The 25,160-nt window shown below is 56.2% G+C and carries 17 protein-coding genes; 9 read left to right on the top strand and 8 right to left on the bottom strand.

All coding sequences use genetic code 11. The annotated features are described in order from the left end of the window. Nucleotides 1-75: 75 nt before the first annotated feature. From hmsP to ACR42C_RS21750, 3 genes are all read left to right on the top strand, one after another. The gene (hmsP, locus tag ACR42C_RS21760; RefSeq protein WP_479984559.1) at nucleotides 76-2,082 is read left to right on the top strand and encodes a biofilm formation regulator HmsP; all 2,007 of its coding nucleotides are present in this window, start codon (nucleotides 76-78) and stop codon (nucleotides 2,080-2,082) included. A gap of 159 nt (nucleotides 2,083-2,241) precedes the next feature. After that, nucleotides 2,242-3,528 (top strand): dicarboxylate/amino acid:cation symporter, encoded by a 1,287-nt coding sequence (locus ACR42C_RS21755; RefSeq protein ID WP_028014754.1) that lies wholly within the window; start codon nucleotides 2,242-2,244, stop codon nucleotides 3,526-3,528. A 226-nt stretch (nucleotides 3,529-3,754) separates the two neighbouring features. Next, nucleotides 3,755-5,248 carry a M16 family metallopeptidase gene (locus ACR42C_RS21750; RefSeq protein ID WP_479984558.1) on the top strand — a complete coding sequence of 498 codons (1,494 nt, stop codon included), beginning with the start codon at nucleotides 3,755-3,757 and terminating at the stop codon, nucleotides 5,246-5,248. Nucleotides 5,249-5,335: 87 nt separating this feature from the next. Here the strand turns inward: ACR42C_RS21750 and kdgK are convergent, their stop codons facing one another. Continuing rightward, the gene (gene kdgK, locus ACR42C_RS21745) at nucleotides 5,336-6,265 is read right to left on the bottom strand and encodes a 2-dehydro-3-deoxygluconokinase (RefSeq protein WP_479984557.1); all 930 of its coding nucleotides are present in this window, start codon (nucleotides 6,263-6,265) and stop codon (nucleotides 5,336-5,338) included. 229 nt (nucleotides 6,266-6,494) lie between these two features. Between kdgK and pdeH the strand changes: the two genes are divergently transcribed. Beyond that, nucleotides 6,495-7,268 (top strand): cyclic-guanylate-specific phosphodiesterase, encoded by a 774-nt coding sequence (gene pdeH, locus ACR42C_RS21740; RefSeq protein ID WP_479984556.1) that lies wholly within the window; start codon nucleotides 6,495-6,497, stop codon nucleotides 7,266-7,268. Nucleotides 7,269-7,333: 65 nt separating this feature from the next. Then, nucleotides 7,334-9,376, top strand: coding sequence for an AsmA family protein (locus tag ACR42C_RS21735; protein ID WP_479984555.1), 2,043 nt, complete (start codon nucleotides 7,334-7,336; stop codon nucleotides 9,374-9,376). Nucleotides 9,377-9,436: 60 nt separating this feature from the next. Here ACR42C_RS21735 and ACR42C_RS21730 read toward each other — a convergent pair whose 3' ends face one another. The 3 genes from ACR42C_RS21730 to ACR42C_RS21720 form a co-directional block, all read right to left on the bottom strand. Beyond that, nucleotides 9,437-10,759 (bottom strand): MFS transporter, encoded by a 1,323-nt coding sequence (locus tag ACR42C_RS21730; protein ID WP_116342850.1) that lies wholly within the window; start codon nucleotides 10,757-10,759, stop codon nucleotides 9,437-9,439. Nucleotides 10,760-11,019: 260 nt separating this feature from the next. Then, entirely contained in the window at nucleotides 11,020-12,045 is a 1,026-nt protein-coding gene (gene yhjD, locus ACR42C_RS21725) for an inner membrane protein YhjD (RefSeq protein WP_320719798.1), read from the bottom strand. Nucleotides 12,046-12,096: 51 nt separating this feature from the next. Next, the gene (locus tag ACR42C_RS21720) at nucleotides 12,097-12,996 is read right to left on the bottom strand and encodes a LysR family transcriptional regulator (RefSeq protein ID WP_151413439.1); all 900 of its coding nucleotides are present in this window, start codon (nucleotides 12,994-12,996) and stop codon (nucleotides 12,097-12,099) included. 119 nt (nucleotides 12,997-13,115) lie between these two features. Here ACR42C_RS21720 and ACR42C_RS21715 point away from each other — a divergent pair, with 119 nt between their 5' ends. Together ACR42C_RS21715 and ACR42C_RS21710 are read left to right on the top strand one after the other, a co-directional pair. Further along, nucleotides 13,116-13,874 carry an SDR family NAD(P)-dependent oxidoreductase gene (locus ACR42C_RS21715; RefSeq protein WP_166712748.1) on the top strand — a complete coding sequence of 253 codons (759 nt, stop codon included), beginning with the start codon at nucleotides 13,116-13,118 and terminating at the stop codon, nucleotides 13,872-13,874. Between the two features lie 173 nt (nucleotides 13,875-14,047). Next, on the top strand, nucleotides 14,048-14,650 hold the full coding sequence (locus ACR42C_RS21710) for a response regulator transcription factor (protein WP_163331100.1): 603 nt from the start codon (nucleotides 14,048-14,050) through the stop codon (nucleotides 14,648-14,650). Here ACR42C_RS21710 and ACR42C_RS21705 read toward each other — a convergent pair. Next, nucleotides 14,629-14,967, bottom strand: coding sequence for a glycoside hydrolase family protein (locus tag ACR42C_RS21705; RefSeq protein WP_320719796.1), 339 nt, complete (start codon nucleotides 14,965-14,967; stop codon nucleotides 14,629-14,631). The two genes, ACR42C_RS21710 and ACR42C_RS21705, sit on opposite strands and share 22 nt — an antisense overlap. 71 nt (nucleotides 14,968-15,038) lie before the next feature. Continuing rightward, on the bottom strand, nucleotides 15,039-15,578 hold the full coding sequence (locus ACR42C_RS21700) for a GNAT family N-acetyltransferase (protein ID WP_479984554.1): 540 nt from the start codon (nucleotides 15,576-15,578) through the stop codon (nucleotides 15,039-15,041). 147 nt (nucleotides 15,579-15,725) lie between these two features. Between ACR42C_RS21700 and ACR42C_RS21695 the strand changes: the two genes are divergently transcribed. Beyond that, nucleotides 15,726-17,315, top strand: coding sequence for an STY4199 family HEPN domain-containing protein (locus ACR42C_RS21695; RefSeq protein ID WP_479984553.1), 1,590 nt, complete (start codon nucleotides 15,726-15,728; stop codon nucleotides 17,313-17,315). A 122-nt stretch (nucleotides 17,316-17,437) separates the two neighbouring features. On the opposite strand, the gene ACR42C_RS21690 is transcribed toward ACR42C_RS21695, so the two are convergent. Together ACR42C_RS21690 and ACR42C_RS21685 are read right to left on the bottom strand one after the other, a co-directional pair. Further along, nucleotides 17,438-19,087, bottom strand: a complete 1,650-nt coding sequence (locus ACR42C_RS21690) for an alpha,alpha-trehalase (RefSeq protein ID WP_116342834.1) — start codon at nucleotides 19,085-19,087, stop codon at nucleotides 17,438-17,440. A 185-nt stretch (nucleotides 19,088-19,272) separates the two neighbouring features. Continuing rightward, nucleotides 19,273-19,896, bottom strand: coding sequence for a response regulator (locus ACR42C_RS21685; RefSeq protein WP_479984552.1), 624 nt, complete (start codon nucleotides 19,894-19,896; stop codon nucleotides 19,273-19,275). Nucleotides 19,897-20,172: 276 nt separating this feature from the next. Between ACR42C_RS21685 and ACR42C_RS21680 the strand changes: the two genes are divergently transcribed. Continuing rightward, complete coding sequence (locus ACR42C_RS21680; protein ID WP_479984551.1) at nucleotides 20,173-25,080, top strand: Ig-like domain-containing protein; 4,908 nt, start codon at nucleotides 20,173-20,175, stop codon at nucleotides 25,078-25,080. Nucleotides 25,081-25,160 lie beyond the last annotated feature (80 nt).

Genomic DNA, 25,160 nt, shown 5'->3' with positions numbered 1-25,160 from the left:
GCAATCGGGTATACTCAGGCGCGCCAGGTTTACACCCTGGCGCGCCCTGCGCTTCGAGTTTTGTGGAGAGTCATTTTGCGTGTCAGCCGTTCCTTAACGATCAAACAGATGGCGATGGTCTCTGCCGTCACTATGCTGTTTGTACTGCTCTTCTGCGTAATTTTGCTGTTTCATTCCGTACAGCAGAATCGCTATAACACGGCTTCGCAGTTAGAAAGTATCGCCCGCTCGGTGCGCGGCCCGCTCTCCGCCTCGATCCTGAAAGGAGATATTCCCGAAGCGGAAACCATCTTAAAACGCATTCAGCCTGCCGGCGTCGTTAGCCGCGCCGATGTCGTCTTGCCCAACCAGTTCCAGGCGCTGCGGATGAGCTTTATCCCGGAGCGTCCCGTCCCGATGATGGTGATGCGCCTGTTTGAGCTGCCGGTGCAAATTTCTCTGCCTGTCTATTCGCTTGAGCGCCCTGCCAATCCGCAGCCGCTGGCCTACCTGGTTCTGCAGGCGGACTCGTACCGGATGTATAAATTCGTCATGAGCTGGGTGGTTACGTTAGTGACCACTTGCTTACTTATGACCCTTATCCTCAGCGTGGCGCTGACTTGGTGCATTAACCGGCTGATTGTTCACCCGCTGCGCCGTATCGCCCGCGAGCTGAATTCGCTTGCGCCGCAGGATCAGCTGGGGCACCAGCTTGAGCTGCCGCGCCTGCATCATGACGATGAGATCGGGATGCTGGTGCGCAGCTACAACCTCAACCAGCAGCGCATCCAGCGCCAGCAGGATGAGTTAAACAACAGCGCTACGCGCTTCCCGGTGTCGGAGCTTCCCAATAAAGCGTTTCTGATGGCGATGCTGGAGCAGACCGTTGCGCGGCAGCAAACCACGGCGCTGATGGTGATCGCCTGTGAAACCCTGCAGGATACGGCCGGCGTGCTAAAGGAGAGCCAGCGTGAAATGCTCTTGCTGACGCTGGTGGAAAAGGTGAAGTCCGTCCTTGCCCCGCGTATGGTGCTGACCCAGGTCAGCGGTTACGACCTGGTGGTGATTGCCAACGGCGTGAAAGAGCCGTGGCACGCCATTACATTAGGTCAGCAAGTACTCACTGTCATAAATGAGCGGCTGCCCGTTCAGGGTATCCAGCTTCGTCCGAGCGCCAGCATCGGTATCGCCATGTACTACGGTGATTTAACGGCGGAGCAGCTGTACCGCCGCGCGTTCTCCGCGGCGTTTACCGCCCGGCGTAAAGGGAAAAATCAGATCCAGTTCTTCGACCCGGAGCAGATGGAAAAAGCGCAGCAGCGCCTGACGGAAGAGAGCGACATCCTGACCGCGCTTGATAACCGTCAGTTTGCCCTCTGGCTGCAGCCGCAGGTGAATTTACAGACGGGTGAAGTGAAAAGTGCCGAGGCGCTGCTCCGCATGCAGCAGCCGGATGGCTCATGGGAGCTGCCGGAAGGGCTGATTGAGCGCATCGAATCATGTGGTCTGATGGTCACCGTTGGCTATTGGGTGCTGGAGGAGTCCTGCCGCCAGCTTGCCGCCTGGCAGGAGCGCGGCGTTACGCTGCCGCTGTCGGTCAATCTGTCAGCGCTGCAGCTTATGCATCCAACGATGGTCTCCGAGATGCTGGAGCTGATCCATCGTTACCGGATCAAGCCCGATACGCTGACGCTGGAAGTGACGGAGAGCCGACGCATTGACGATCCTAACGACGCGGTTGCCATCCTGAAGCCGCTGCGCAATGCCGGCATTCGCATCGCGCTGGACGATTTTGGTATGGGATACGCCGGACTGCGCCAGCTTCAGCACATGAAAACCCTGCCGGTGGACGTGCTCAAAATCGATAAATCGTTTGTCGACGGGCTGCCGGAGGACAGCAGCATGGTGCAGGCCATCGTCCAGATGGCGCGCAGTCTCAACCTGCATCTTATTGCCGAGGGGATTGAAACCGAAGCGCAACGCGCCTGGCTTGCAGAGGCGGGCGTCGAGAGCGGCCAGGGCTACCTTTTTGCCCCCGCGGTGCCGCCGGATGTCTTCGAACAGCGATACCTTTCCGGCGCTGACCATAACGCAAAAGTGTAATTTTGTTGCTGGCTTGTGCGAGCCAGTTCAAAGTTCTTAACATTTGTGTTTCAAATTTGAACTGAGTTTATTTCTGTCCTGTTATACGGGTGTTATTTTAGAGCCGCAGGTTAACCATAACCTTACAAAGCCTGTGGTTTTTCTTCCCAAGGACACCCTATGAAAACCTCACTCTTCAAAAGTCTTTATTTCCAGGTCCTGACAGCCATCGCCATCGGTATTCTGCTGGGGCACTATTACCCTGAACTGGGCGCGCAAATGAAACCGCTTGGCGACGCGTTCGTTAAGCTCATTAAAATGGTCATCGCCCCGGTGATCTTCTGTACGGTGGTAACGGGCATCGCTGGCATGGAAAGCATGAAGGCGGTTGGCCGTACCGGTGCAGTGGCGCTTCTCTATTTTGAAGTGGTCAGTACCCTTGCGCTGATTATTGGTCTGGTCATCGTCAACGTGGTGCAGCCTGGTGCGGGTATGAACGTTGATCCCTCTACGCTGGATGCCAAAGCGGTTGCGGTCTATGCTGAACAGGCGAAGGATCAGGGCGTGGTGGCCTTCCTGCTGGACGTTATTCCCGGCAGCGTCATCGGCGCCTTCGCCAGCGGAAACATTCTGCAGGTGCTGCTGTTTGCCGTGATGTTTGGCTTCGCTCTGCACCGTCTGGGCAGCAAAGGCCAGCTTATCTTCAACGTGATTGAAAGCTTCTCGCAGGTCATCTTTGGCATTATCAATATGATCATGCGCCTGGCGCCGATTGGTGCCTTCGGTGCGATGGCCTTCACCATCGGTAAGTATGGCGTCGGCACGCTGGTACAGCTGGGTCAGCTGATTATCTGCTTCTACATCACCTGTATTCTTTTCGTGGTGGTGGTGCTGGGCTCCATCGCCCGTGCGACTGGTTTCAGCATTTTCAAATTCATTCGCTACATCCGCGAAGAGCTGCTGATTGTTCTGGGAACCTCCTCTTCAGAATCGGCGCTGCCGCGTATGCTCGATAAGATGGAAAAGCTCGGGTGCCGTAAATCGGTGGTCGGCCTGGTGATCCCGACGGGGTACTCCTTCAACCTTGACGGTACCTCGATATACCTGACGATGGCGGCCGTGTTTATCGCCCAGGCGACCAACAGCCATATGGATATTTTCCATCAGATTACCCTGCTGGTAGTGCTCCTCCTGTCGTCTAAAGGGGCTGCGGGCGTTACGGGTAGTGGCTTTATCGTACTGGCGGCCACCATTTCCGCGGTGGGGCATCTGCCGGTGGCGGGTCTGGCGCTGATCCTTGGTATTGACCGCTTTATGTCTGAGGCGCGTGCCCTTACCAACCTGGTGGGTAACGGCGTGGCAACGGTGGTGGTCGCGAAATGGGTGAAAGAGCTGGATCACAAGAAGCTTAACGACACGCTGAATAATCGCGCGTCTGATAGCAAAAATCCTGGTTTAACCTCCTAATCTTGTCACAATTGCCCGCATTCCCTTGTCGGGATGCGGGCTCCTGCGCATAATAACTGTTCATACCTGTCATAATTCGACAAGATTTTTTTTGGGTATATTTCACTTCGGACCGTGACGTTTTGCCGAACGCGCGGTCTAATCGACGTGTTTTCATCGTCATCTTTTAGAGTGCAGCGCGTCGCGAGACACTCTTTTTAACCAGGAATGTTGATCAGGGGTTCACATGCAGGGCACAAAAATTCGACTCTTAACCGGCGGTTTGCTGATGATGGCAGCAGCCAGTTATGTGCAGGCAGATGCGCTCCAGCCAGACCCGGCCTGGCAACAAGGCACGTTAGCGAACGGTTTTCAGTGGCAGGTGTTATCCACCCCGCAGCGGCCCAGCGATCGTATTGAAATCCGTCTGTCCGTTAATACCGGCTCCCTTACGGAAAGCACTCAGCAAACCGGTTTTAGCCATTTTATTCCCCGTCTGGCGCTCACGCAGAGCGGCAGCCTGCAAGCGGTTCAGGTGCGTTCGTTGTGGCAACAGGCCATCGATCCGAAACGCCCCCTTCCTCCGGCCGTGGTCTCCTATGACTACACTATGTTTAACCTGAGCCTGCCAAATAACCGTAACGACCTGCTTAAAGAAGCCCTTACGTATCTCTCTGATGCCTCTGGCAACCTGGCGATTACGCCGGACACCGTGAACTATGCGTTGAGCAACGGCGACATGGTGGCGACCTGGCCTGCGGATACCAAAGAGGGCTGGTGGCGCTACCGTCTGAAAGGCTCAACGCTGCTGGGGCACGACCCGGCGGAGCCGCTGAAGCAGCCGGTGGACGTTGAGCAGGTGAAATCGTTCTACCAGAAATGGTACACCCCGGACGCGATGACGCTGATCGTCGTCGGCAATGTGGATAGCCGCGCGGTGGTTGAGCAGATCAACAAAGCGTTTGGCGATCTGAAGGGCAAACGCGAAACGCCAGCCCCTGTCCCGACGCTCTCTCCGCTGCGTGCCGAGCCTGTCAGCATTATGACGGACACCGTGCGTCAGGACCGACTCTCCGTGATGTGGGATAACGCCTGGCAACCTATTCGCGAGTCCGCAGCGCTGCTGCGCTACTGGCGTGCCGATCTGGCGCGTGAAGCGCTGTTCTGGCACGTTCAGCAGACGCTCAGCAAAAACAACGTGAAGAACATTGGCCTTGGCTTTGACTGCCGCGTGCTGTTCCAGCGTGCGCAATGTGCCATTAACGTTGAATCGCCGGGCGATAAGCTGAATGCCAATCTCGGTGTGGTGGCGAAAGAGCTGGCAAAAGTGCGTAAAGAGGGGCTCTCTGAAGAGGAGTTCAACGCGCTGGTTGCCCAGAAAAAACTGGAGCTGCAGAAGCTGTTTGCCACCTACGCTCGCGCCGATACTGACATTCTGATCAGCCAGCGTATTCGCTCCCTGCAGAACCAGGTTGTCGACATTGCGCCTGAGCAGTACCAGAAGCTTCGTCAGGACTTCCTGAACGGTCTGACCGTGAATATGTTGAATCAGGATTTACGTCAGCAGCTGTCGCAGGATATGGCGTTGATACTTCTACAGCCGAAAGGCGAGCCGGAATATGACATGAAGGAACTTCAGAAGACCTGGGATTCCATTATGGCTACCGCGCCGCAGCCTTCGCAGCCCGCCACGGCTGACGATCTCCACCAGGACGCGACGGATATTCCGCAGGGGCAGTAGACCCCTCACCCTAACCCTCTCCCCATAGGGGAGAGGGAACGATAAACACCCTCTCCCCTTTGGGGAGAGGGTCGGGGTGAGGGGAGCCTAAACAGGCATCGCCTCGCGCGGAATAATCGCCCCGCGATACTGAATCACGGTGCTGGCCGTCAGGTGCCCACGCTGTGCCGCCGCTTCCGGCGTTCCCCCCGTCAGGCGTACCGCCAGGTAGCCCGCGCTGAAGGAATCCCCCGCTGCGGTGGTATCAATCACTTTCTCTTTGGGCAGCTTCACCGCAGGGACCTCAACCACCGTTTCACCCGCAATCGCGACCAGGCACGACTCCGCACCACGCTTAATCACCACTTCGCTCACGCCTGCTGCGTGCGTACGGGCAATCACGTCATCGACCGGCTTCTCACCCCACAGGGCGTCTTCATCGTCGAGTGTCAGGAAGGCGATGTCCGTGCACTGAAGCATCTGCTGATAAACCTGCTGCGTCTCTTCGCGGCTGGCCCACAGGCGCGGGCGGTAGTTGTTATCGAAAATCACCTTCCCGCCGTTGGCGCGGCATTCGCGCAGCAGCGAGAGAAGCTTTTCGCGGCTGGCCGGGCTTAAAATCGCCAGGCTGATCCCACTCAGATAGAGATAGTCAAACGTCGCCAGCTCTTCGCAGATGGCTGCGGCAGCATCGCTCTCCAGCCAGAATTTGGCCGCGGCTTCGTTACGCCAGTAATAAAACGTGCGTTCGCCGGTGCTGTCGGTTTCGATGTAATACAGCCCAGGCAGGCGGTTTTCCATACGCTGGATCAGCGACGTTTCAACATGTTCACTCTGCCAGGCTTCCAGCATCTGCTGGCTGAAGCTGTCCGTACCAAGGGCGGTGACGTAGTTCACGGTGAGTGCTTCAGGCGCAACCTGACGGGCAATGTAAACGGACGTGTTTAACGTATCGCCACCAAATCCGCGGCTGACTTCCGCGCCTTTTTGTGACAGCTCAATCATACATTCGCCAATCACGGCAATTTTTTTGGACATAGTCATGAACCTGAACAGAAGAATTTTCAGCAGTGTGCGCTGAGTGAATTAGATGGTCAACTATATTAAAACGACGTTCCATTATTTTATTTGAGCCAGCGCGTGTTCCGGCAAATTTCTGTCATCTTAATTTCATTTTCACGGTGAATTGAACATAAAGTTCTCAATTATCGCGCCGATAACCCAGTGACGAGTCCAGAAAGGCCATCCCAACAACAGGACATCTGAAATGAAGTCAGAGCAGGTTATCCAGCGGCTGAGCACTACGCCTGAGGCAAGTATTGAGAACTTGCAGGAGCATCGCTACTGGCTGCAATGCGAGCGTGCGTACACGTATCAGCCGATCTACCGAACGGACGGTCGACTGATGGCAATTGAAGTTTTGACCGTCGTCACGCACCCGTCAAACCCTTCCCAGCGTATCGCGCCGGATCGCTATTTTGCCGAAGTTGCCGTTCGCCAGCGTCTGGACGTGCTGGAAGAGCAGCTCCGTATGCTGGCGACAAAACAGGCCTTTTTCGAGCAGCATACTATCCTCGCCTCGGTTAACGTGGACGGCCCGACCCTGCTGGCGCTGCGTCAGAATGCGAAACTGCAGGAGCTGATCGCCACTCTGCCGTGGCTGCGCTTTGAGCTGGTGGAGCATGTTCGCCTGCCGCAGGATTCCTCTTTTGCTTCGATGTGTGAATTTGGTCCGCTGTGGCTGGATGACTTTGGCACCGGTATGGCGAACTTCTCGGCCCTCAGCGAAGTGCGTTATGACTACATCAAGGTGGCCCGAGATCTGTTTATCATGCTGCGTCAGACCCCGGAAGGACGGAATCTGTTTACGCTGTTATTGCAACTGATGAACCGCTATTGCCAGGGCGTGATCGTTGAAGGTGTGGAAACACTGGAAGAGTGGCGTGACGTGCAAAACTCTCCCGCAGCGGCGGCGCAAGGCTATTTCCTCTCTCGCCCCGTGCCGATGGATCTCCTCGAAAGCGTCAGAACGATCCTCTGATAACCCCGCTTCCCTTTGTCTGGACTATAGTTTTACAGGACAGGTCATCAGGAAAGGGGATAACAATGACAAAAACAACCAGGGTCATTTCCTGGACTACAGGGATTTTCTTGTTGTTGATCGCAATCGTCGTCGTCATTATCGCGACGTTTGACTGGAACCGCCTTAAGCCGACCATCAACCAGAAAGTCTCCGCTGAGCTGAACCGTCCCTTCGCCATCCGAGGCGATCTGGGTGTGGTATGGGAGCGTCAGAAAGAGGAGACCGGCTGGCGAAGCTGGATCCCCTGGCCCCACGTCCACGCCGACGACATCATTCTCGGCAACCCGCCGGATATCCCCGAAGTAACCATGATCCATCTGCCGCGCGTGGAGGCCACGCTGGCACCGTTATCGCTGCTGACCAAAACCGTCTATCTGCCGTGGATCAAGCTCCAGCAGCCCGATGCGCGCCTGATCCGCCTCTCTGAAAAAAACAATAACTGGACGTTTAACCTTGCCAGCGACGGTGAAAAGGATCCGAATGCTCAACCCTCATCATGGTCATTCCGTCTCGACAATATTCTTTTCGATCGCGGGCGGATCGCCATCGACGATAAGGTCAGCAAGGCGGACGTGGAGATCCTGGTCGATCCGCTGGGCAAACCGCTGCCATTTAGCGAAGTCACGGGCAACAAAGCGAAAGACGATAGCGCTAAAGCGGGTGACTATGTCTTCGGCCTGACGGCAAAAGGGCGCTATAACGGCCAGCCGCTGACCGGGAAAGGAAAAATCGGCGGCATGCTGGCGCTCCGGAGCGAAGGCACGCCGTTCCCGGTGCAGGCGGATTTCCGCTCGGGGAACACGCGCGTGGCGTTCGTGGGCACGGTTAATGACCCGATGAACATGGGGGGCGTCGACCTCCAGCTCAAGTTTGCCGGTGACTCGCTGGGTGAATTGTATGAACTGACCGGCGTACTGCTGCCGGATACCCCGCCGTTCGAAACGGACGGGCATCTGGTTGCCAAAATCGACACCGAAAAATCGTCCGTTTTTGACTACCGGGATTTCAACGGCCGCATCGGCGACAGCGATATCCACGGCACGCTGACCTACACCACCGGAAAACCACGGCCGAAACTGGAAGGGGATGTCGAATCTCGCCAGCTTCGTCTGGCCGATCTTGGCCCGCTGATTGGCGTGGATTCCGGAAAAGGCACCAAATCAAAAGAGGTCAAAAAGGACGTTCAGCCTGCGGGTAAAGTGTTGCCTTACGACCGCTTTGAAACTGACAAATGGGACGTGATGGATGCGGATGTGCGCTTCAAAGGGCGTAAAATTGAGCATGGCAGCACGCTTCCGCTGAGCGATCTGTCGACGCATATCATCCTGAAAAATGCCGATCTGCGCCTGCAACCGCTGAAGTTTGGCATGGCGGGCGGGACAATTTCCTCCAACATTCACCTGGAAGGCGATAAGAAGCCGATGCAGGGACGGGCGGAGATCCAGGCGCGTCGATTGAAGCTGAAAGAGCTGATGCCGAACGTGGAGCTGATGCAGAAAACCCTCGGTGAAATGAACGGCGATGCGGACATTCGCGGGGTGGGGAATTCCGTGGCGGCGCTGCTGGGCAGCGGCAACGGTAACCTGAAACTGCTGATGAACGACGGGCTGGTCAGCCGCAACCTGATGGAGATCCTGGGGCTAAACGTCGGTAACTTTATCATCGGGCAAATCTTTGGCGATGATGAGGTGCGGGTGAACTGCGCAGCGGCGAATGTGGATCTGGTTAACGGCGTGGCGCGTCCGCAGATTTTTGCCTTCGACACGGAAAACGCGGTGATTAACGTGACCGGTACTGCCAGCATGGCCTCGGAGCAGCTGGATTTGACCATTGACCCGGAAAGTAAGGGGATTCGTATTATTACCCTGCGCTCGCCGCTTTACGTGCGCGGGACCTTTAAAAATCCGCAGGCGGGCGTCAAGCCCGGACCGCTGATTGCGCGTGGCGCGGTGGCCGCAGCCCTCGCGACGCTGGTCACCCCGGCCGCCGCGCTGCTGGCGTTGATCTCGCCGTCAGAAGGCGAAGCGAATCAGTGCCGGACGATTTTGTCGCAGATGAAGAAGTAGCTCCCTTTCTCCCTCTCCCACAGGGAGAGGGTCGGGGCGAGGGCATCAGGCCGCAATAAATTACAGTGCCTGATGCTTAGTCTCGTGCGTCAGCAGCAGGGCAATCAGCGTCAGCGCCGCCATGGCCGCCAGATACACCCCCACGTAGAACAGACCATAATTTGCCTGCAGCCAGGTGGCGATATACGGCGCCACGGACGCGCCCAGAATGGAGGAGACGTTATAGGAGAACGACGCGCCGGTATAACGCACTTCCGTCGGGAACAGCTCCGGCAGCAGCGCGCCCATCGGGCCGAAGGTCAGTCCCATCAGGCTCAGGCCAATCAGCAGGTACGCCATCACCAGCGCCGGGTTACCTGAACTCAACAGCGGCGGGAAGACGAACAGAGCAAACAGAATGATCAGCGTGGTGATCGTAATCATGCTTGCGCGACGACCAAATTTATCCGCCAGCAGGCCGGCAATCGGTACCATCACGCCAAACCCAATCACCGCCATCATCAGCATCCACAGCACTTCGTTACGCGGCAGGCCCAGCCCTACCGGCGCGGCGGCGGTGCTGTAGGTCATGGAGTACACCGTCATGATGTAGAACAGCGTGTAGGTCGCCAGCATGATAAACGTGCCAAGCACGGTTACGCGGAGGTGTTTGGTCAGCAGGGTGCCCAGCGGCACTTTTACCTGTTTTTTCGCCGCAGCCACTTTCGCAAACACCGGCGTCTCATGCAGGGAAACGCGGACGTACAGGCCAATCAGCACCAGTACCGCCGAGAAGACAAACGGAATACGCCAGCCCCAGCTCATGAACTGTTCGTCCGTCAGCAGCCAGGAGAGCAGCAGGAAGGTCCCGTTGGCAAAGAAGAAGCCAATCGGCGCGCCAAGCTGCGGGAATGAACCGTACAGCGCGCGTTTACGCGGCGGGGCGTTCTCGGTCGCCAGCAGCGCTGCGCCACCCCATTCACCGCCCAGCCCCAGACCCTGACCAAAGCGTGCCAGCGCCAGCAGAACCGGCGCCAGAATGCCGATGGTTTCGTAGGTCGGCAGCAGGCCAATCGCCACGGTGGAGATCCCCATTGTCAGCAGCGAGGCCACCAGGGTGACCTTACGACCAATGCGGTCGCCAAAATGTCCAAACAGCGCAGAGCCAATCGGACGCGCCACAAACGCGATAGCAAAGGTCGCCAGAGACTGTAGCGTTGCCGCCGTCGGGTCTCCCTGCGGGAAGAAAATATGCGGGAAAACGATAACCGCCGCGGTGGCGTAAATGTAAAAGTCGAAGAACTCAATGGCGGTGCCAATTAGCGATGCGACGACAACTTTATTGCGCGAGTTTACCGGGACGTGTTCCGAACCTGAGTCGAGTGTTGTGGCTGTTGATTGCATAATATTTTCTTATTTTTGTCGAACGAAAGGCCATATTACGCACAGCAAAAGCGACATTTCAATCTGTAACAAAGCCGCTTTCTGGTGATAAAAGCAACAAAAAGCGGATAATGTTCAGGCCAGCCAAAATGCTTCCATGAAATGCTTCACAGTTTTTAAATATTGGTGGATAAAACTGGTTTTCGGTTAAATAAAAGTTACGGGCTGGATTTATATGCTGAAATGATGAGTCGGGCTGAAATATCAGCCCGAGAGCGGAGTTAGCGGTGTGTTTTTCCGGGCATCCGCGTGTCGCCTTTGTACTCGGCGGTGGCAATCCACGCCGCACAGAACAGGGTCAGGCGGGCGAAGAAGTAGAAGAAGGCCATCAGTCCGAGCACAGAGCCAAACGCCGCGCCGGAGGGGGATTTCACCAGCGACGGGAGGGTATAGGTCATCACGATCTTAATCACCTCAAAGCCGATTGCTGCGATCAACGTGCCCCGGAGCAGCGCCTTCTTGCGCGGACGATGCCGAGGCAAGCGCCAGAAAATCCAGAAGAACAGCAGGTAGTTGGCGAAGATAGAAATCGCCAGCCCGATGCCGCGCCAGGCGGGCTTCAGCCATTCGATGTAATCAAGATAGAGCGCAGAGATAATCATCTGCTGTGCTGAACCGGCAACAGAGGTGATCGAGAGCGTCACGACCAGCGCGACGAGCAGACCAATCAGCGAAATAAAATCGCGGAAATACTTAATCCAAATTTTCTCCTGATCCTGAGGCGTGCGCTCCCACACGTCGCGCGACTGGGCGCGAATGGCCTCGCGGAGGTTGCCCATCCAGTTAACGCCGGAATATAGGGCGATGAGCAAACCGACGATGCCGACAGTAGTACGCTGCTGAACGGCGGTATTGATGGTGCTTTTCAGCGTGGTGGCAAGGGTCGGGTCACTGACGTTATTCAGGATCTTATTGAAGATATCCTGCAGCAGCGTCGGGTGCGACGCGAGCACAAAACCGGCCGCTGCAAACGACACCATCAGGATGGGGATCATCGACAGGAACGAAAAATAGGTGATCGCGGCACCGAACTGGTTCCCCATGCGGTCATTAAAGCGCTCGGTCGCGCGTATCAGATGCGCAACCATGGGAAACTGCTGAATTCTCTCCGCCAGGCTGGTGACGGTGCCCAGCGCCTTGCTGGCGGTACCGGGGGCTTTAGCCTCTTCTGGCTCGGTTTCCATCTTCTTGATGGGTTCATAATCTAAATGTTGGGTGGGTCGTTGCGGGTTATTTTCCGGCGTCACGCGTCTTTTCCTTTTTCGTTTGGCTGGATGTTACTGAATTATAGCTTGCGACTAATCCACGTAAGCTTTTGTGAGTTCGGTCAGCCACTCCATAAACAGATGAACCCGGCGAGAGAGGTTGCGCCGGTGGGGGTAAATCAGGGAGACAGGCATCGGTTCCGCGCGATACTGCGGGAGGATCTCAATCAGTTTCTTCGCGCGCAGCAGGTCGCGTACCCCAACGCGCGGGGCCTGAATGATCCCCAGCCCGGCAAGGCAGGCGGCCTGGTAAGTTTCCGTGCTGTTTACGGTTAGCACCCCGCCCGTTTTTATCCACTGCGTCGTGCTGCCGTTATAAAATTCAAAGCCCTGAGGGCGACTTCCCAGCATCGCGGCGTAATGAATCACGGCGTGCGAGCCTAAATCGTCCAGCGTGTCGGGGTAGCCAAAACGCGCCAGATAATCAGGGCTGGCACAGTTGATCACCGACAGCTTGCCCAGCGGACGGGCAATCAGCCCTGAATCCTTCAGAGAACCCACGCGGACGACGCAATCAAACCCTTCGCGGATCACATCCACCAGGCGATCGCTGCTGCTGAGCTCCAGTTCGATACCCGGATACTGCTGTAAAAAAGCAGGCAGTTTGGGGATGACGACATTTCGAGCAACACCGACGGGCATATCCACGCGGAGCCTTCCGCTGATGCTGGAGGGATCGTGCTGAAACATACCGTCGAGTTCATCCAGGTTCGCCAGCAGATCTTTTGCCCGTTCGTAATAGACCATGCCGTCCTGCGTCAGGCTGACGCGGCGCGTGGTGCGGTGCAGTAGCTGGGTGCCAAGCCGGTTTTCCAGAGCCTGGATTTGCCGGGAAACGCTGCCTTTCGGAAGCGTTAATGTCTCTGCCGCGCGGGAAAAACTCTCCAGTTCCGCGACGCGAACAAACAGCTGCATTGCGTGAATTTTATCCATAGATGAAGCTCATTGTTGTTTGCATTGAAACAGTGAAGCGTTATTACCCATCTTTATTGATCTTCTATCACCTAATAAGCTCTTTCTCAATCTCCATAATAGCCAAAACGAGGTTTATGATGACTGAACGTATCGCATTAGTGACGGGTGGTAGCCGTGGATTGGGTAAAAACGCTGCGTTAAAGCTGGCGGCAGACGGCACGGGAATTATCCTGACCTACAATCGTAGCCAGCAGGAAGCGCTGGACGTGGTGCGCGAAATTCAGGGAAAAGGCGTCAAGGCGGCGGCATTACAGCTCAACGTCGGTGATATTGCCAGTTTCGAAAATTTTGCTCACCAGCTTCAGGAGATCCTGAGCAGCGTCTGGCAGCGTGAAACCTTTGATTATTTATTGAACAACGCCGGGACGGGTTTATACGCACCCTACACCGACACGACGGAAGCCCAGTTTGATGAAGCGCTGAACATTCACTTCAAAGGGCCTTTCTTCCTGACGCAGCGCCTGCTGCCCCTGCTTAACGACGGGGGGCGGATCCTCAACGTCTCCAGCGGACTGGCCCGCTTTACCCAGCCAGGTTCAGGAACCTACGCGGCCATGAAAGGGGCGATGGAAGTGCTCACCCGCTATCAGGCGAAGGAGCTTGGGGCGCGCGGAATCTCCGTCAATATTATCGCGCCAGGCGCGATCGAAACCGACTTTGGCGAGGGACGCGTGCGCGACAACGCGCAGCTTAACCAGATGCTGGCGTCGCAGACGGCGCTGGGGCGGGTGGGGCTGCCGGACGATATCGGCGATGCTATTGCGGCCCTGCTCAGCGACAGGCTGGGCTGGATGAATGCGCAACGTATTGAAGTGTCAGGCGGTATGTTCCTGTGATGTCTGATGTTAAGGGGAGGGAACCCCTTAAGGAAATCCTTAATATGGATGTGTCAAAATACGGGTAAATATAAAAACCACTGGCGGATTTGTAACCTCTGCATTCATTGAGTTTTTTCTTAAATTGCGCCTCTGTAGAATCCCCCTTCGCTATTCTCAGAGGGAGAAATACGATGCGAGTAATCATGTTTGACAGGCAGTCGATATTTATTCATGGAGCGATACACGGTTTGCGGAAATTAATTCCTGAAATAAATATAACGGGGACTTGTCAGGCAGACGATTTATGGGCGCAAATATCCGCGTCACCGTCTGCTATCGTCATGATTGACGGCAATTTAATTCAGGATGAGGAGAGTTCTTTCCTGGACGAAATCATGCATCGCTTCCCGTCGGTACGGGTGATGATGGTTCTGGCAAAAAAAGAGACCAGATGGGTTGAGCAACTCATGCAGCGAAACGTGATGGCTATTATCCCCCGTAACGCCAACCCTGAGCGGTTTGCTGCCGTGCTGGATTCCGTGTCGAGAGGGATGGTCTGCTTTCCCGGCGAGTGGGTCAGCCAGCAATCGTCAGCGCAGGCGTTACTCTCGTTGAGCGAGCGTCAGCGAGAGGTTCTGAAGCTGCTGGCGGCGGGTGAATCAAACAAAGAGATTGGCCGCAATCTCAACATCAGTGCGGCCACGGTAAAAGCACATCTGGAAGCGCTTTTTCGCCGGCTGGAGGTGAAAAACCGAACCCAGGCCGCCATGTACTATACCCGGGCGACAGCCTGAAGCACCGCTTTCGGGAGCGCGGACGCCGCGCCGAAACTCAATATCATCAGTACTACAGCGTCATGCTGCTGCTGGGTTAATGGCCCAACCCCCTTTTCCTGCAGCAGCGTCTCAACCCGCTGAATATCTTCGTAGAGTAAATATTCAGCCTGAAGAGGCGTGATAAGGCCGCGAAAATGTTCCCCTTCGCGGATCGCATGTCCGTAGCCGATAACCCATAAACCCTTTTCATCACGATATTTTTCCAGTGAAAGCCCTTGATGTTTCTTTATTAATTCAATGGCGGCGGAAGAAATATTCAGCGCATGACCTTTCATATTCGTTTCCTCTTAGTGGCGATACTGTAGAGGAATCGAGGCAGGAGAAATATCCGCCAAATGGCTGTTGTTCAGGAATTTTTGTTCAGGTATTCCTGCCGCAATAACCCAAATAACCAGTCATTTTGCCAGCGACCGGAAAGGTAATAGCTCTCGCGTAGCTCGCCTTCCAGCCGGAAGTGGGCTTTTTCCAGCAGGCGCCTGGAGGCGACATTTCCTGCAGTGACGGTGGCGGTGAGCCGACGTATACCGCCCTGATGAAAAGCGTAATCGCAAAGCGCCTGCAGGGATTCGAAGCCGTAACCTTTTCCCTGTGCCTCGGGGGCAAAAAGAAAGCCCACTTCGGCGCAATCCTCCTCCCGATGAATATACCCGGTAAGGCCCAGCGGGGTCTGTGAGAGGGCATCACGAACGACGAGGCACAGCCAGTGCGCGCTACCCGGCGTCCAGGGCGTCAGGCGCGAATCAAACGCCTCGCGGATCGCCGCCACGGGGCGGTCCTCCGCCACAAAGCGCATGACGTCGGGATGCTGCTGCAGCGCCAGGAAAAAGGGCCAGTCTTGTTCCTGCACGGGGGTGCAGGTCAGGCGCGAGGTCATTAAAACTGGCATTGAGATTCTCCTGAAGCTTTTTAAATGATTTTAGGGTTGTCACTTTATTTCAACAGAAAGTCAGGTATGGTTAAGCGCGTATAAATAAAAAGAAAAACGGCCGTTAGTGCCTATTCCGGATGTCTTCGTTGTCGCTTAAGGAAAACAATGACTCTCAGCACATCACATCATATCCGCGAACAGTTTGAACACTGTCTGGCGGTCATTCGCCAGGCGTCGGTGGAAATCTTGCTTCTTCTGAATGTACATGTTTCTGAGGGAAAAGATCCACGCTGGTTTCTGGAACAGCTGGACAGTGCGCGTTTAGGCCTCGGAGGATGGGCTGCGGTTGCGAAGAAGCTCAACCTGAATGATGCCGGGATGTCGGAATTTACGCTACAGCTGCGCCTGCTGCAGCAGCGCGTCCCGCAGTATGAAAGCGGGCAGGATGTCAGTGAAAACCAGCTTATTGCGGCGATGCGGTTTGTGACTACCCTGGAACATCTTCGTCTGCAGCAGCCACTTCTGACCTACAGCACCGAGCTGGTGCCGGGTAGCGAGCTTCAGCAGCAGCAGGCGCACAAGCAGGTACGCGCAATTGAGTTAATGATTAAAGGCCTCATTCAGCAGGCCTGGCCCGATCAGGTGCGGCTCAATAATCATCTTAAAACCTTATTTAACGCTGACCGCGTACGACGCTGGCTGAAGCATGGCGAAATCAACGATGTCCTGAGCGGCATGATGTTCAGCGAACTGGCGCAGATGCTGGTGGATAAAAAAGAGTTCAGTCGCTACTACGCCTCGCTGTTTAACGACCCGTCCATGCTGACGCTCCTGGTAGAGCCGCGCAAAACGCTGCAAACATTTCTCGACGACATCCGGCAAATCCGCAACAACATCACGGTGCAGAAAACGTTAAGTTCGGCGCAAATTCAGCTGCTGGATAACTACTACATGCAGATCTCCCGGCCGGTTCAACGCGCGTTTGAAGAGGGAAGAACGCGCGTCAACCCGGCTGGATTCATGGCGGTGGATGCCAGCGAGCTGCACGCTTTCTGGGAAAAGGCGCAAAAAATGGATCGGGTCACCGGTGGGGATCTGTTTGAAGTTCGCGACACGATTGAAAAGCCGACCCAGCGCGCGCCGCGCACGCCCGAACAGCGTGAGCAGCTTATCTCCGGTGCGTTATGGGGGGCGGTTGGTGTGATGGTGATTGCCATCGTGGTAGGTGGCTTCTGGCTGGTGACCAGCGGCAAACCGCAGCCTGCGGCGCAAAATACGGCGCAAGCGGCTCCGCCGGAGGAGATGCGTGAAACCCCTTCCTCGCGCGAGACGCTGACGCGCATGGGGGTGACTTGGGACGACAATAATTTCCGTTCGGCGATTAACCGCAACGATACCCGCGTGGCGCTGCTCTTCTTGCAGGGTGGGATGGACTGGAAGCTGTCATGGACCGAAGAGGCGATGTCGGCCGGCTATGACGACGTTCTGGAGCTTATGCTGCGCTACCGGCAGAACATGGCGGAAGAGAAGCCGTGTCGTCGTTTCATCAATACGCTCAGCCACGCCATGTCGAACGGCGAGTCTCTGACCTCAATACGTAAAGAGTATTTGAAAGCGTTCTGCACCGTGCCGGCCGTGGTGAAGCGCCAGAAGCACGATCTTGAAATGGCAACGCGACGCGCGCAGTCACAGCCGGATGCCACCACAAAAAAATGGCAGTCCATTCAGACCGCCATTTATGAGGTGATTCGTTAAAGTTATTCGACCCCTCACCCTTGCCCTCTCCCCAGAGGGGAGAGGGGGAAAAGACCGCACCGCGCAGTTCCCTCGCCCCTCTGGGGAGAGGGTTAGGGTGAGGGGGCCAGACCGCACCCCTCTCAAGGCTCCCCATACAACCCAATCAACCGCCGCACCACGCCGTTCGTCCAGCCGAAGCCGTCCTGCAGCGGATACTCCCCGCCGCCCCCTTCGCGCGGCGTACTGCTGGCGATGTGGTACTTCTCAATCAGCTTGTGGTGCGTCTTGTAGAAGTGGTTCACCGTATGCAGCCAGCTCCAGGCGATTTCATCCCCCAGCGAGTCGTTGCCGTACTGCTTGAACCCCTGAATCGCCATCCACTGCAGCGGCGCCCAGCCGTTGGGTTTATCCCACTGCTCGCCGGTTTCGTATTCGGTTGCCAGAATCCCGCCCGGTGTCAGCAGGCGCGCTTTTACCGCATCAGACAGGCGCTCGGCCTGCTCATGGGTGGCCATGCCCACGTACAGCGGCACAATGCTCGCCGCGGAGAACAGCGCCATCACTTCGCGGCGCCAGTCGTAGTCGCGGTAGCAGCCGTTCTCTTCATCCCACAGGTAGCGGTTCACCGCCGCGCGGCGATCGCTGGCCTTCTGGCGGAACAGCTCGGCGGTCTCTTTATCCCCTTTCGACGCCGAAATATTGGCGATCGCGCTCTCCAGCTTGAACAGGAAGGCGTTCAAGTCAATCGGGATAAACTGCGTCGTGCGGATGCTGGCTAATCGGCCCGGCTCGCGCAGCCAGCGAGAGGAATAATCCCAGCCGGAGGCCGCACCGGCGCGCAGATCGCGATACACCTCATTCGGCGGACGACCCGAGTGGCGGGCCGTTTCCACGTCCTCAATCCACGATTCGTCGCGTGGGGTATCACGGTCGTCCCAGTAGCGGTTCAGCAATGAACCGTCCGGCATGCGTACCGCGCTGCGGTAGGCCTGATTAAGCAGCAACGACTCCGCGCCGTCCATCCAGAAGGCGTGCTCCATTTTAAGGTGCTCAAGGTAGCGTTTCGCGCCGCGCACGCCGTCCTCTTCAAACAGCTCCACCATCAGGGCAAAGACCGGCGGCTGGGAGCGGCTGAGGTAGTAGGTGCGGTTACCGTTCGGAATATGGCCGTAGCGTTCGATCAGCCACGCGAAATTATCCGCCATGCATTTGAGCAGATCGTTACGGCCACTCTCCGCCAGCCCCAGCATGGAGAAGTATGAATCCCAGTAGTAGGTCTCGCTGAACCGCCCGCCGGGGACGATATAGGCCTGCGGCAGCGCCAGCAGGGAGGACCAGGGAATGTGATCCTGCGGTTCGCGCGTCAGGACGGGCCACAGGCTATCAATGTGCTCTTTCAGCGACAGGCCAGGGTCGGAGACATATTCAGTGCTGTAGGTTTCCGGCAGCCAGAAGTGGTTCTCCACGAACTGGCGCAGGTCAAAATCCCGGTGGCGTCTGACCTTGCGGTAGCGGATCAGGATATCCAGCGGATCCATCTTCGGCGCGCAGTCGGGGAAGGTTTTGCTGTCCGCAAACAGCCGCGTCGACTGTACGTGTTCGAACAGTTCAAGATAGCGGTCTGCGGGCGTCAACGCATCGGAGGCGGGTAGCCCCTCGATCATTTCGGGTTCCGGCTCCGCCTCAATCATCTCATCCAGTTTTAACTCGCAGGGATCGGTCTCGTAGCGCAGCTCTTCTGCAATCTCGAATTCGATGTTCTCGGTAGCCTGTAGTTTCTGGTTGAACATGGTGATAAGGACCTCCGGTTGTGTGTTCTAAAGACAGGTTTTTCCGGGCGTCTTATAAGCGTAGACATTCGCTTCGGTAGATGTGGAGGGATATGTGCGGTAGATCACTCTTTTCGGAGCATTCGTTTTGCAACGATTTATGTCATCAAGCCCGAACAAACCGTCATCCGGGCATCTTCCGGTGCTCAGTACAGATAATTCCGTTTTGCCAGATCGACCAGGTCTGCCAGACGGGTAATGTTAAATTTTGCCATGATACGCTGCTTATACGCGCTCACCTTTTTATTATTCATGTCCAGCATCGAGGCAATAATCTGGTTGCTATAGCCGGCAGAAATGTAGCGCAAAATACAAATATCAATATGGGACAAAGATAATAATAACGAGGCATCCCGCGGATATCTGGCATGATGATGCCAAAGCTCAGAACCGTAGCAATACTGGCCGGAGAGTACGTTATTGATGGTAGTGATTATTTTATCTAACGAGCTATTTTTATTGATGTAACCGGCCGCGCCAGCTCGCCTGCTTAGCTGGATGTGAAAATCGCTGAAAGACGAGGACAAGATGAGAATCCGAATATCCGGGTGCGTTTTTCTTATTTTCGCCAGGTAAGAAAATACCTCAGCGCTTTGTTGCAGATGTTCCATGATAATCAGGTCCGCGCTTAACGCAGGTAATGCGCTGTGCAATTCCTCGATTGTAGGAAATTGTGCCACAAGCTCATAATCTTGTTCTGTTAATAAGCCCTTGATACCTGCACGCAGCAGTGGGCTGGAATCCATGAGAATGACTTTTCTACCTGACATTCCTGTCTGTCCTGAGTGGGTAACAAAAACATTATTTTCTCTCCGTCTCTAAAAAAGTGAACCAAGACTTGTCTTTATCTTTGCCATTATTTTCTTCACGCCATTTCTACCGAACCCTTCCCTTAAATGACTTATAAGACCGGTTTGCGACAGGTCTTATTAAGCCAACACTTGCCAGCCGGGAAGATAGCGCCAGCCAGGGAATGTATCCCGTATGGAAGTGCGTCTGGCGCGTTGCGCGGACACAGATCGATTATTTACACGAGAATTTAAAAAATGACTCTCAAGCCAGTAAATATTGCAGTCGTAGATAAAGATACGATTGTCAAAGCTGACGTTCTGCGCAGTGAAAAGGTTGGCAGTGCTGTCAAAATTAAGGCCATCCCGAATGCAAAATACATTCTTGCTGAAGGGGAAAATGGCGTCGCGCCAGAAAACATTACGCTGAAACGCGTAGGCAAAGACCTGTTCGTCATGCTGGAAGGCACTGATGAGGATCAGCCACAGCTGATCATTGAAGACTATTTCGATAACCCGGGTGAGCTGGTCGGTAAAGGCGAAGACGGTCAATGGCATGAGTACATCGCCACCGATGGCGACGACGACCACAAAGCCGCGTTCCTGCTGGACGGTGAATCTTCCGCCCAGGCGCTGGGTGCGGGCGCGATTGCAGGTCTCGATGGTCTGGCCGTTGCGGGCACCGCATTTTCTCCTGCTCTGCTGGCGCTGGGTGCGTTAGCCGGGATTGGTGCGCTGGTAGGCCTGGGCGCCATTATTCGTCATAACCGTGACGATGGCGGTGACAAAAAAGGCACCGTTGCACCTGTTGCTACCCCTGAACTGACCGACGTGCACGACGATTACGGCACCAAAACCGGCTCGATCCCGCAAAACGGCGTGACTGATGACGCCACGCCAACATTTAGCGGTACAGGCAAAGCGGGCGATATTGTTGAGTTCTGGGAAAACAACGTCAAGCTCGGCGAAACCCGTGTCGGCGCTGACGGCACCTGGACCTGGACGCCGGAAACCCCGCTGGCGCACGGCGACCACAGCATTGTGCTGATCGGTAAAGACCCGGATGGCCGCACCAGCGCGCCGAGCGACTCTTTTGATTTCACCGTCGATCTGGAAGCCCCTGTTAAGCCGATTATTGGCGAAGTGGAAGACGATGTTGGCGCGAAAACAGGCCCAATCCAAAACGGCGATGCGACTGATGATAAACAGCCGGTCTTCCGCGGTGAAGGTGCCACGCCTGGCGATACCGTGCGCCTGATCGTTGACGACGAAGTGGTCGGCACGGCGATCGTCGGTGAAGACGGTAAATGGGAAGTGACGCCGGAAAACCCTCTGCCGGAAGGCAGCCATACCGGTAAGGTGATCATCACCGATCCGGCCGGGAACGACAGCGAACCGTCTGATGACTTTAAATTTATCGTTACGCCAGAAAAACCGGTCATCGGCGAAGTAGAAGATGACGCGGGTACCGTTGTTGGGCCAATCCAGAACGGCGGTGCAACTGACGACACGCAGCCGACGTTCCGCGGTGAAAACGGCACGCCTGGCGATACCGTCAGACTGATCGTGGACGATGAACTGGTGGGAACGGCGATCGTCGGTGACGACGGCAAGTGGGCAGTGACCCCTGAGAAACCGTTGCCGGAAGGCCGCCACACCGGGAAAGTGGTGATTACCGATCCTGAAGGCAACGCCAGCGAACCGTCTGATGATTTCGAATTTATCGTTGATCTGCAAGGTCCTGACAAGCCGGTCATTGGTGACGTTGAAGACGACCAGGGACCGTCCGTAGGGCCAATTCATGATGGTGACACCACTGACGATACCCAGCCGGTGTTCAGTGGCGACAAGGGTACGCCTGGCGACACCGTGCGTCTGATTATTGACGACGAAGTTGTGGGTACCGCAATTGTTGGTGATGACGGCAAGTGGGAAGTAACTCCGGAGAAACCGCTGCCGGAAGGGAATCATGAAGCTGTCGTCGTCATCGTTGATCCGGTCGGTAACGCCAGCGATCCGTCCGATCCGATCGGCTTCATCGTAGACACCACGCCGCCGTTAAAACCGACGATTGATAGTGTGTTTGATGATGCTGGCCTGAAAACAGGCAACCTGACCAACGGCGAGGTCACCGATGACAGCACCCCGGCCTTTACCGGTACCGCTGAGAAAAATAGCCTGGTGCACATCATTGTTAACGGTAAGGAAGTGGATTCCGTTACCGCTGACCCGACAGGTAAGTGGACCTGGACGCCGTCTCCGGCGCTGACGAACGGCCACTACGATGTGAAAGTGGTTGCCGAAGACAAAGCGGGTCTGCGTTCCGAACCATCCGATGCGTTCTCGTTTGAGCTGGTAGCAGGCGGCATTCCTCCGGCACCGGCAATCACGGACGTAATCGATGATGTTGATGCCCATGTTGGCACCGTACAGCAGGGTGGCATCACGAACGATGACAAACCGACCATCACCGGTACGGGTCAGGACGGGACGACCATTTACCTGTATGACGGCACTAACCCGACGCCAATCGGTAGCGCTGTGGTTACGGGTGGCACCTGGACCATTGATTTCGACACTGCACTTTCGCAGGGCGAGCACCGCTTCCGCGCGGTGGCGGAAAACGCCGTGGGCAACCGCAGCCCGGAAACCGGCGAGTGGATGATTATTGTGGACTCCGTTAAACCGCTGGCACCTACGGACATTGAACTGTGGGACGACTTCGGCACGCCGGGAATTATTGCGGATAACGGTACCACCGACGATAACACCCCAACCTACCGTGGTAAGGGTGACGCGAACGGTACCGCGATCATCGATCTGGGTAATGGCACCACCGTGCGCGTGCCGGTAGATGGCAGCGGTAACTGGAGCTACACCCCGGCACCGGCCCTGGCGGATGGTGACTACACCTGGAAAGTCTCGATTGAAGACAAAGCGGGTAACGTTGGACCAGAGTCTGCGCCGATCCACTTCACCGTGGACACCAGCCACAACGGTGTGTCTATCAGCCACGTGGAAGACGATGAAGGCGAACTGAAGAGCAATCTGGCCAGCGGCAGCCATACCGATGACACGACACCAACCGTTGTGGGCCGCGCGACGCCTGGTGCCGAAGTGAAAGTGTATCTGGACGGCAACTTTGTCGAGACCGTGATCGCTGACCCGGCGACCGGTGCGTGGAAATACACCTTCAACCCGGCGCTGACCACTGACAAGACGTACCAGATCACCGCCAGTGAAAATACCGGCACCGGTGATAGCGCGCAGACGGCGCCGTTTGAACTGACGCTGGATACCCGCGTACCGGTTGGCTCATTCGATAGCGTATCGGATGACGTCGGTCTGGTGCAGGACGACCTGGCGAACCCGGCAGTGACCGATGACACCACGCCAACTCTGCACGGGACCGGCGTCGCGGGTGATGTCGTGTTTATTTATGACGGTGACACGCTGATCGACTCCGTGACCGTAGGCCCGGGCAACACCTGGAACTTTACACTGCCTGCACAGAACAACGGCGCGGAACTGGCCCTGAAGACGGTGTTCCAGAGTCCGACCGGCGTGAGAAGCGCCCCGTCCGCGGAGTGGAAAATCACCATTGATACCGACGCGCCGACAAGCAGCGCGGTGGTGGATGCGATGACCCAGGACTCCGGTGTCAGCGGCAGCGACTTCATCACTAACAGTGGTAAAGCCGGTAGCCTGGTCAGCGGTCATCTCTCAGCTCCGCTGGAAGCAGGCGGGAAAGTACTGGTCTCCACTGACGGCGGGAACACCTGGCTTGAAGCGATGGTCGACGGCGACAAATGGGCGTTTGTTGACGGACAGGGACACAGTGCTGACTGGACTGTCCTGACGCGTGTGGTCGATATCGCCGGGAACTACACCGAATCCTCGCAGAAAGTGGTGCTGGATCAGGTGGCACCTGATGCACCGACCGACGTGGTGCGCAGCGGTAATGACGTGACGGTAACGCTGCCAGGCAGCGGGATTGTCGAGGGCGACACCGTGCTGGTGAAGAACGGCGACGTTACCGTGACCCATACGCTGACGGCTGCCGACATTGCTAACGGCAACGTGACCCTGACCATGCCTGCGGGTGGCTACACCGATATTCCGGTGGGCGCGGCGATTGTTGACGCGGCGGGTAACAGCTCCAGCTACCGCACCAGCGCGTTTACCAGTACCAACAACTTCGAAGACGACACGGAGTTCGCGGACATTAACGCGGGAGCGTGGGTACACGGGATGCGTTTCTCCCACACACCAGGTACCGGCCCGACGGATTATGAGTTCAACAAACAGGTCATTGGCACGGGTAGCACCAACAGTCTGTATCTCTACAGTAGCTCAGGAGATAACGGGATGGCAGGCAGCATGTTCGTTGATTTCCAGTATGGCGCTAAAACGATCGATTTCGTTTTCAACCCGCGCCTTGCTGGCCCCTCGACGGTGGTGACGTTCTACGACATCAACGGCAATGAGATTAGTTCGCAGACGGTGAGTGCTTTCCTCAGCAACCGTAACGTCCCGGTGTCGTTTACCAGCCCGGATGATACACCGGTTTACCGGATGGAGATCCACCACGAGGAGCAACCAACAAGCACCGGGTTTGGTTTCAGCATCGATAACCTGGTGGTGAGCGGAACGGCGAAAACCGTCACCCCGGGTGAATTCCTGGCGGATAACCAGGGCGATATCTGGTACGGGGACGCAGCGGACAACCTGTATCAGGTTGCGGACGTGGCCAGCCTGACCGGTGCGGTGATTCAGGGTGGAGAAGGCACCGACACGCTGAAGCTGCTGGGGGCGGATCAGCACCTCGACCTGAGCGCGCTGACCCACCCTGTCCAGTCAGTGGAAGTGTTCGACATTACGGGAACAGGCAACAACACCCTGACGCTGAGTGCGGGGGATGTGCTGGAAAACGCCACGCAGAACCTGTTCCACGACAACGACTTCAACCAAATGATGGTGAAGGGCGACGCGGGGGACACGGTGAATCTGAGCGACCTGCTGCCGAACGGTATGGACCCGGGTAACTGGACCGATGGCGGGACGGTGAATGTTGGGGGAGTGGAGTATCAGTCTTATCAGATGGATAGCCTGAATACCGAGATCCTCGTTCAGATGGGAGTCACGGTCACGCTACAGAACCATTAATTGATGCCAGGAAAGTGAGGCTCCTGCACCGGAGCCTCCAGAACGTTTTAGACCAAAACATAAACAGAATTCATTTGGAA

The sequence above is a fragment of the Enterobacter sp. MG-EB028 genome, assembly GCF_056673305.1.
The sequence above is the reverse complement of the archived record's forward strand: the minus strand, read 5'-3'. Positions and strand labels throughout refer to the sequence as shown.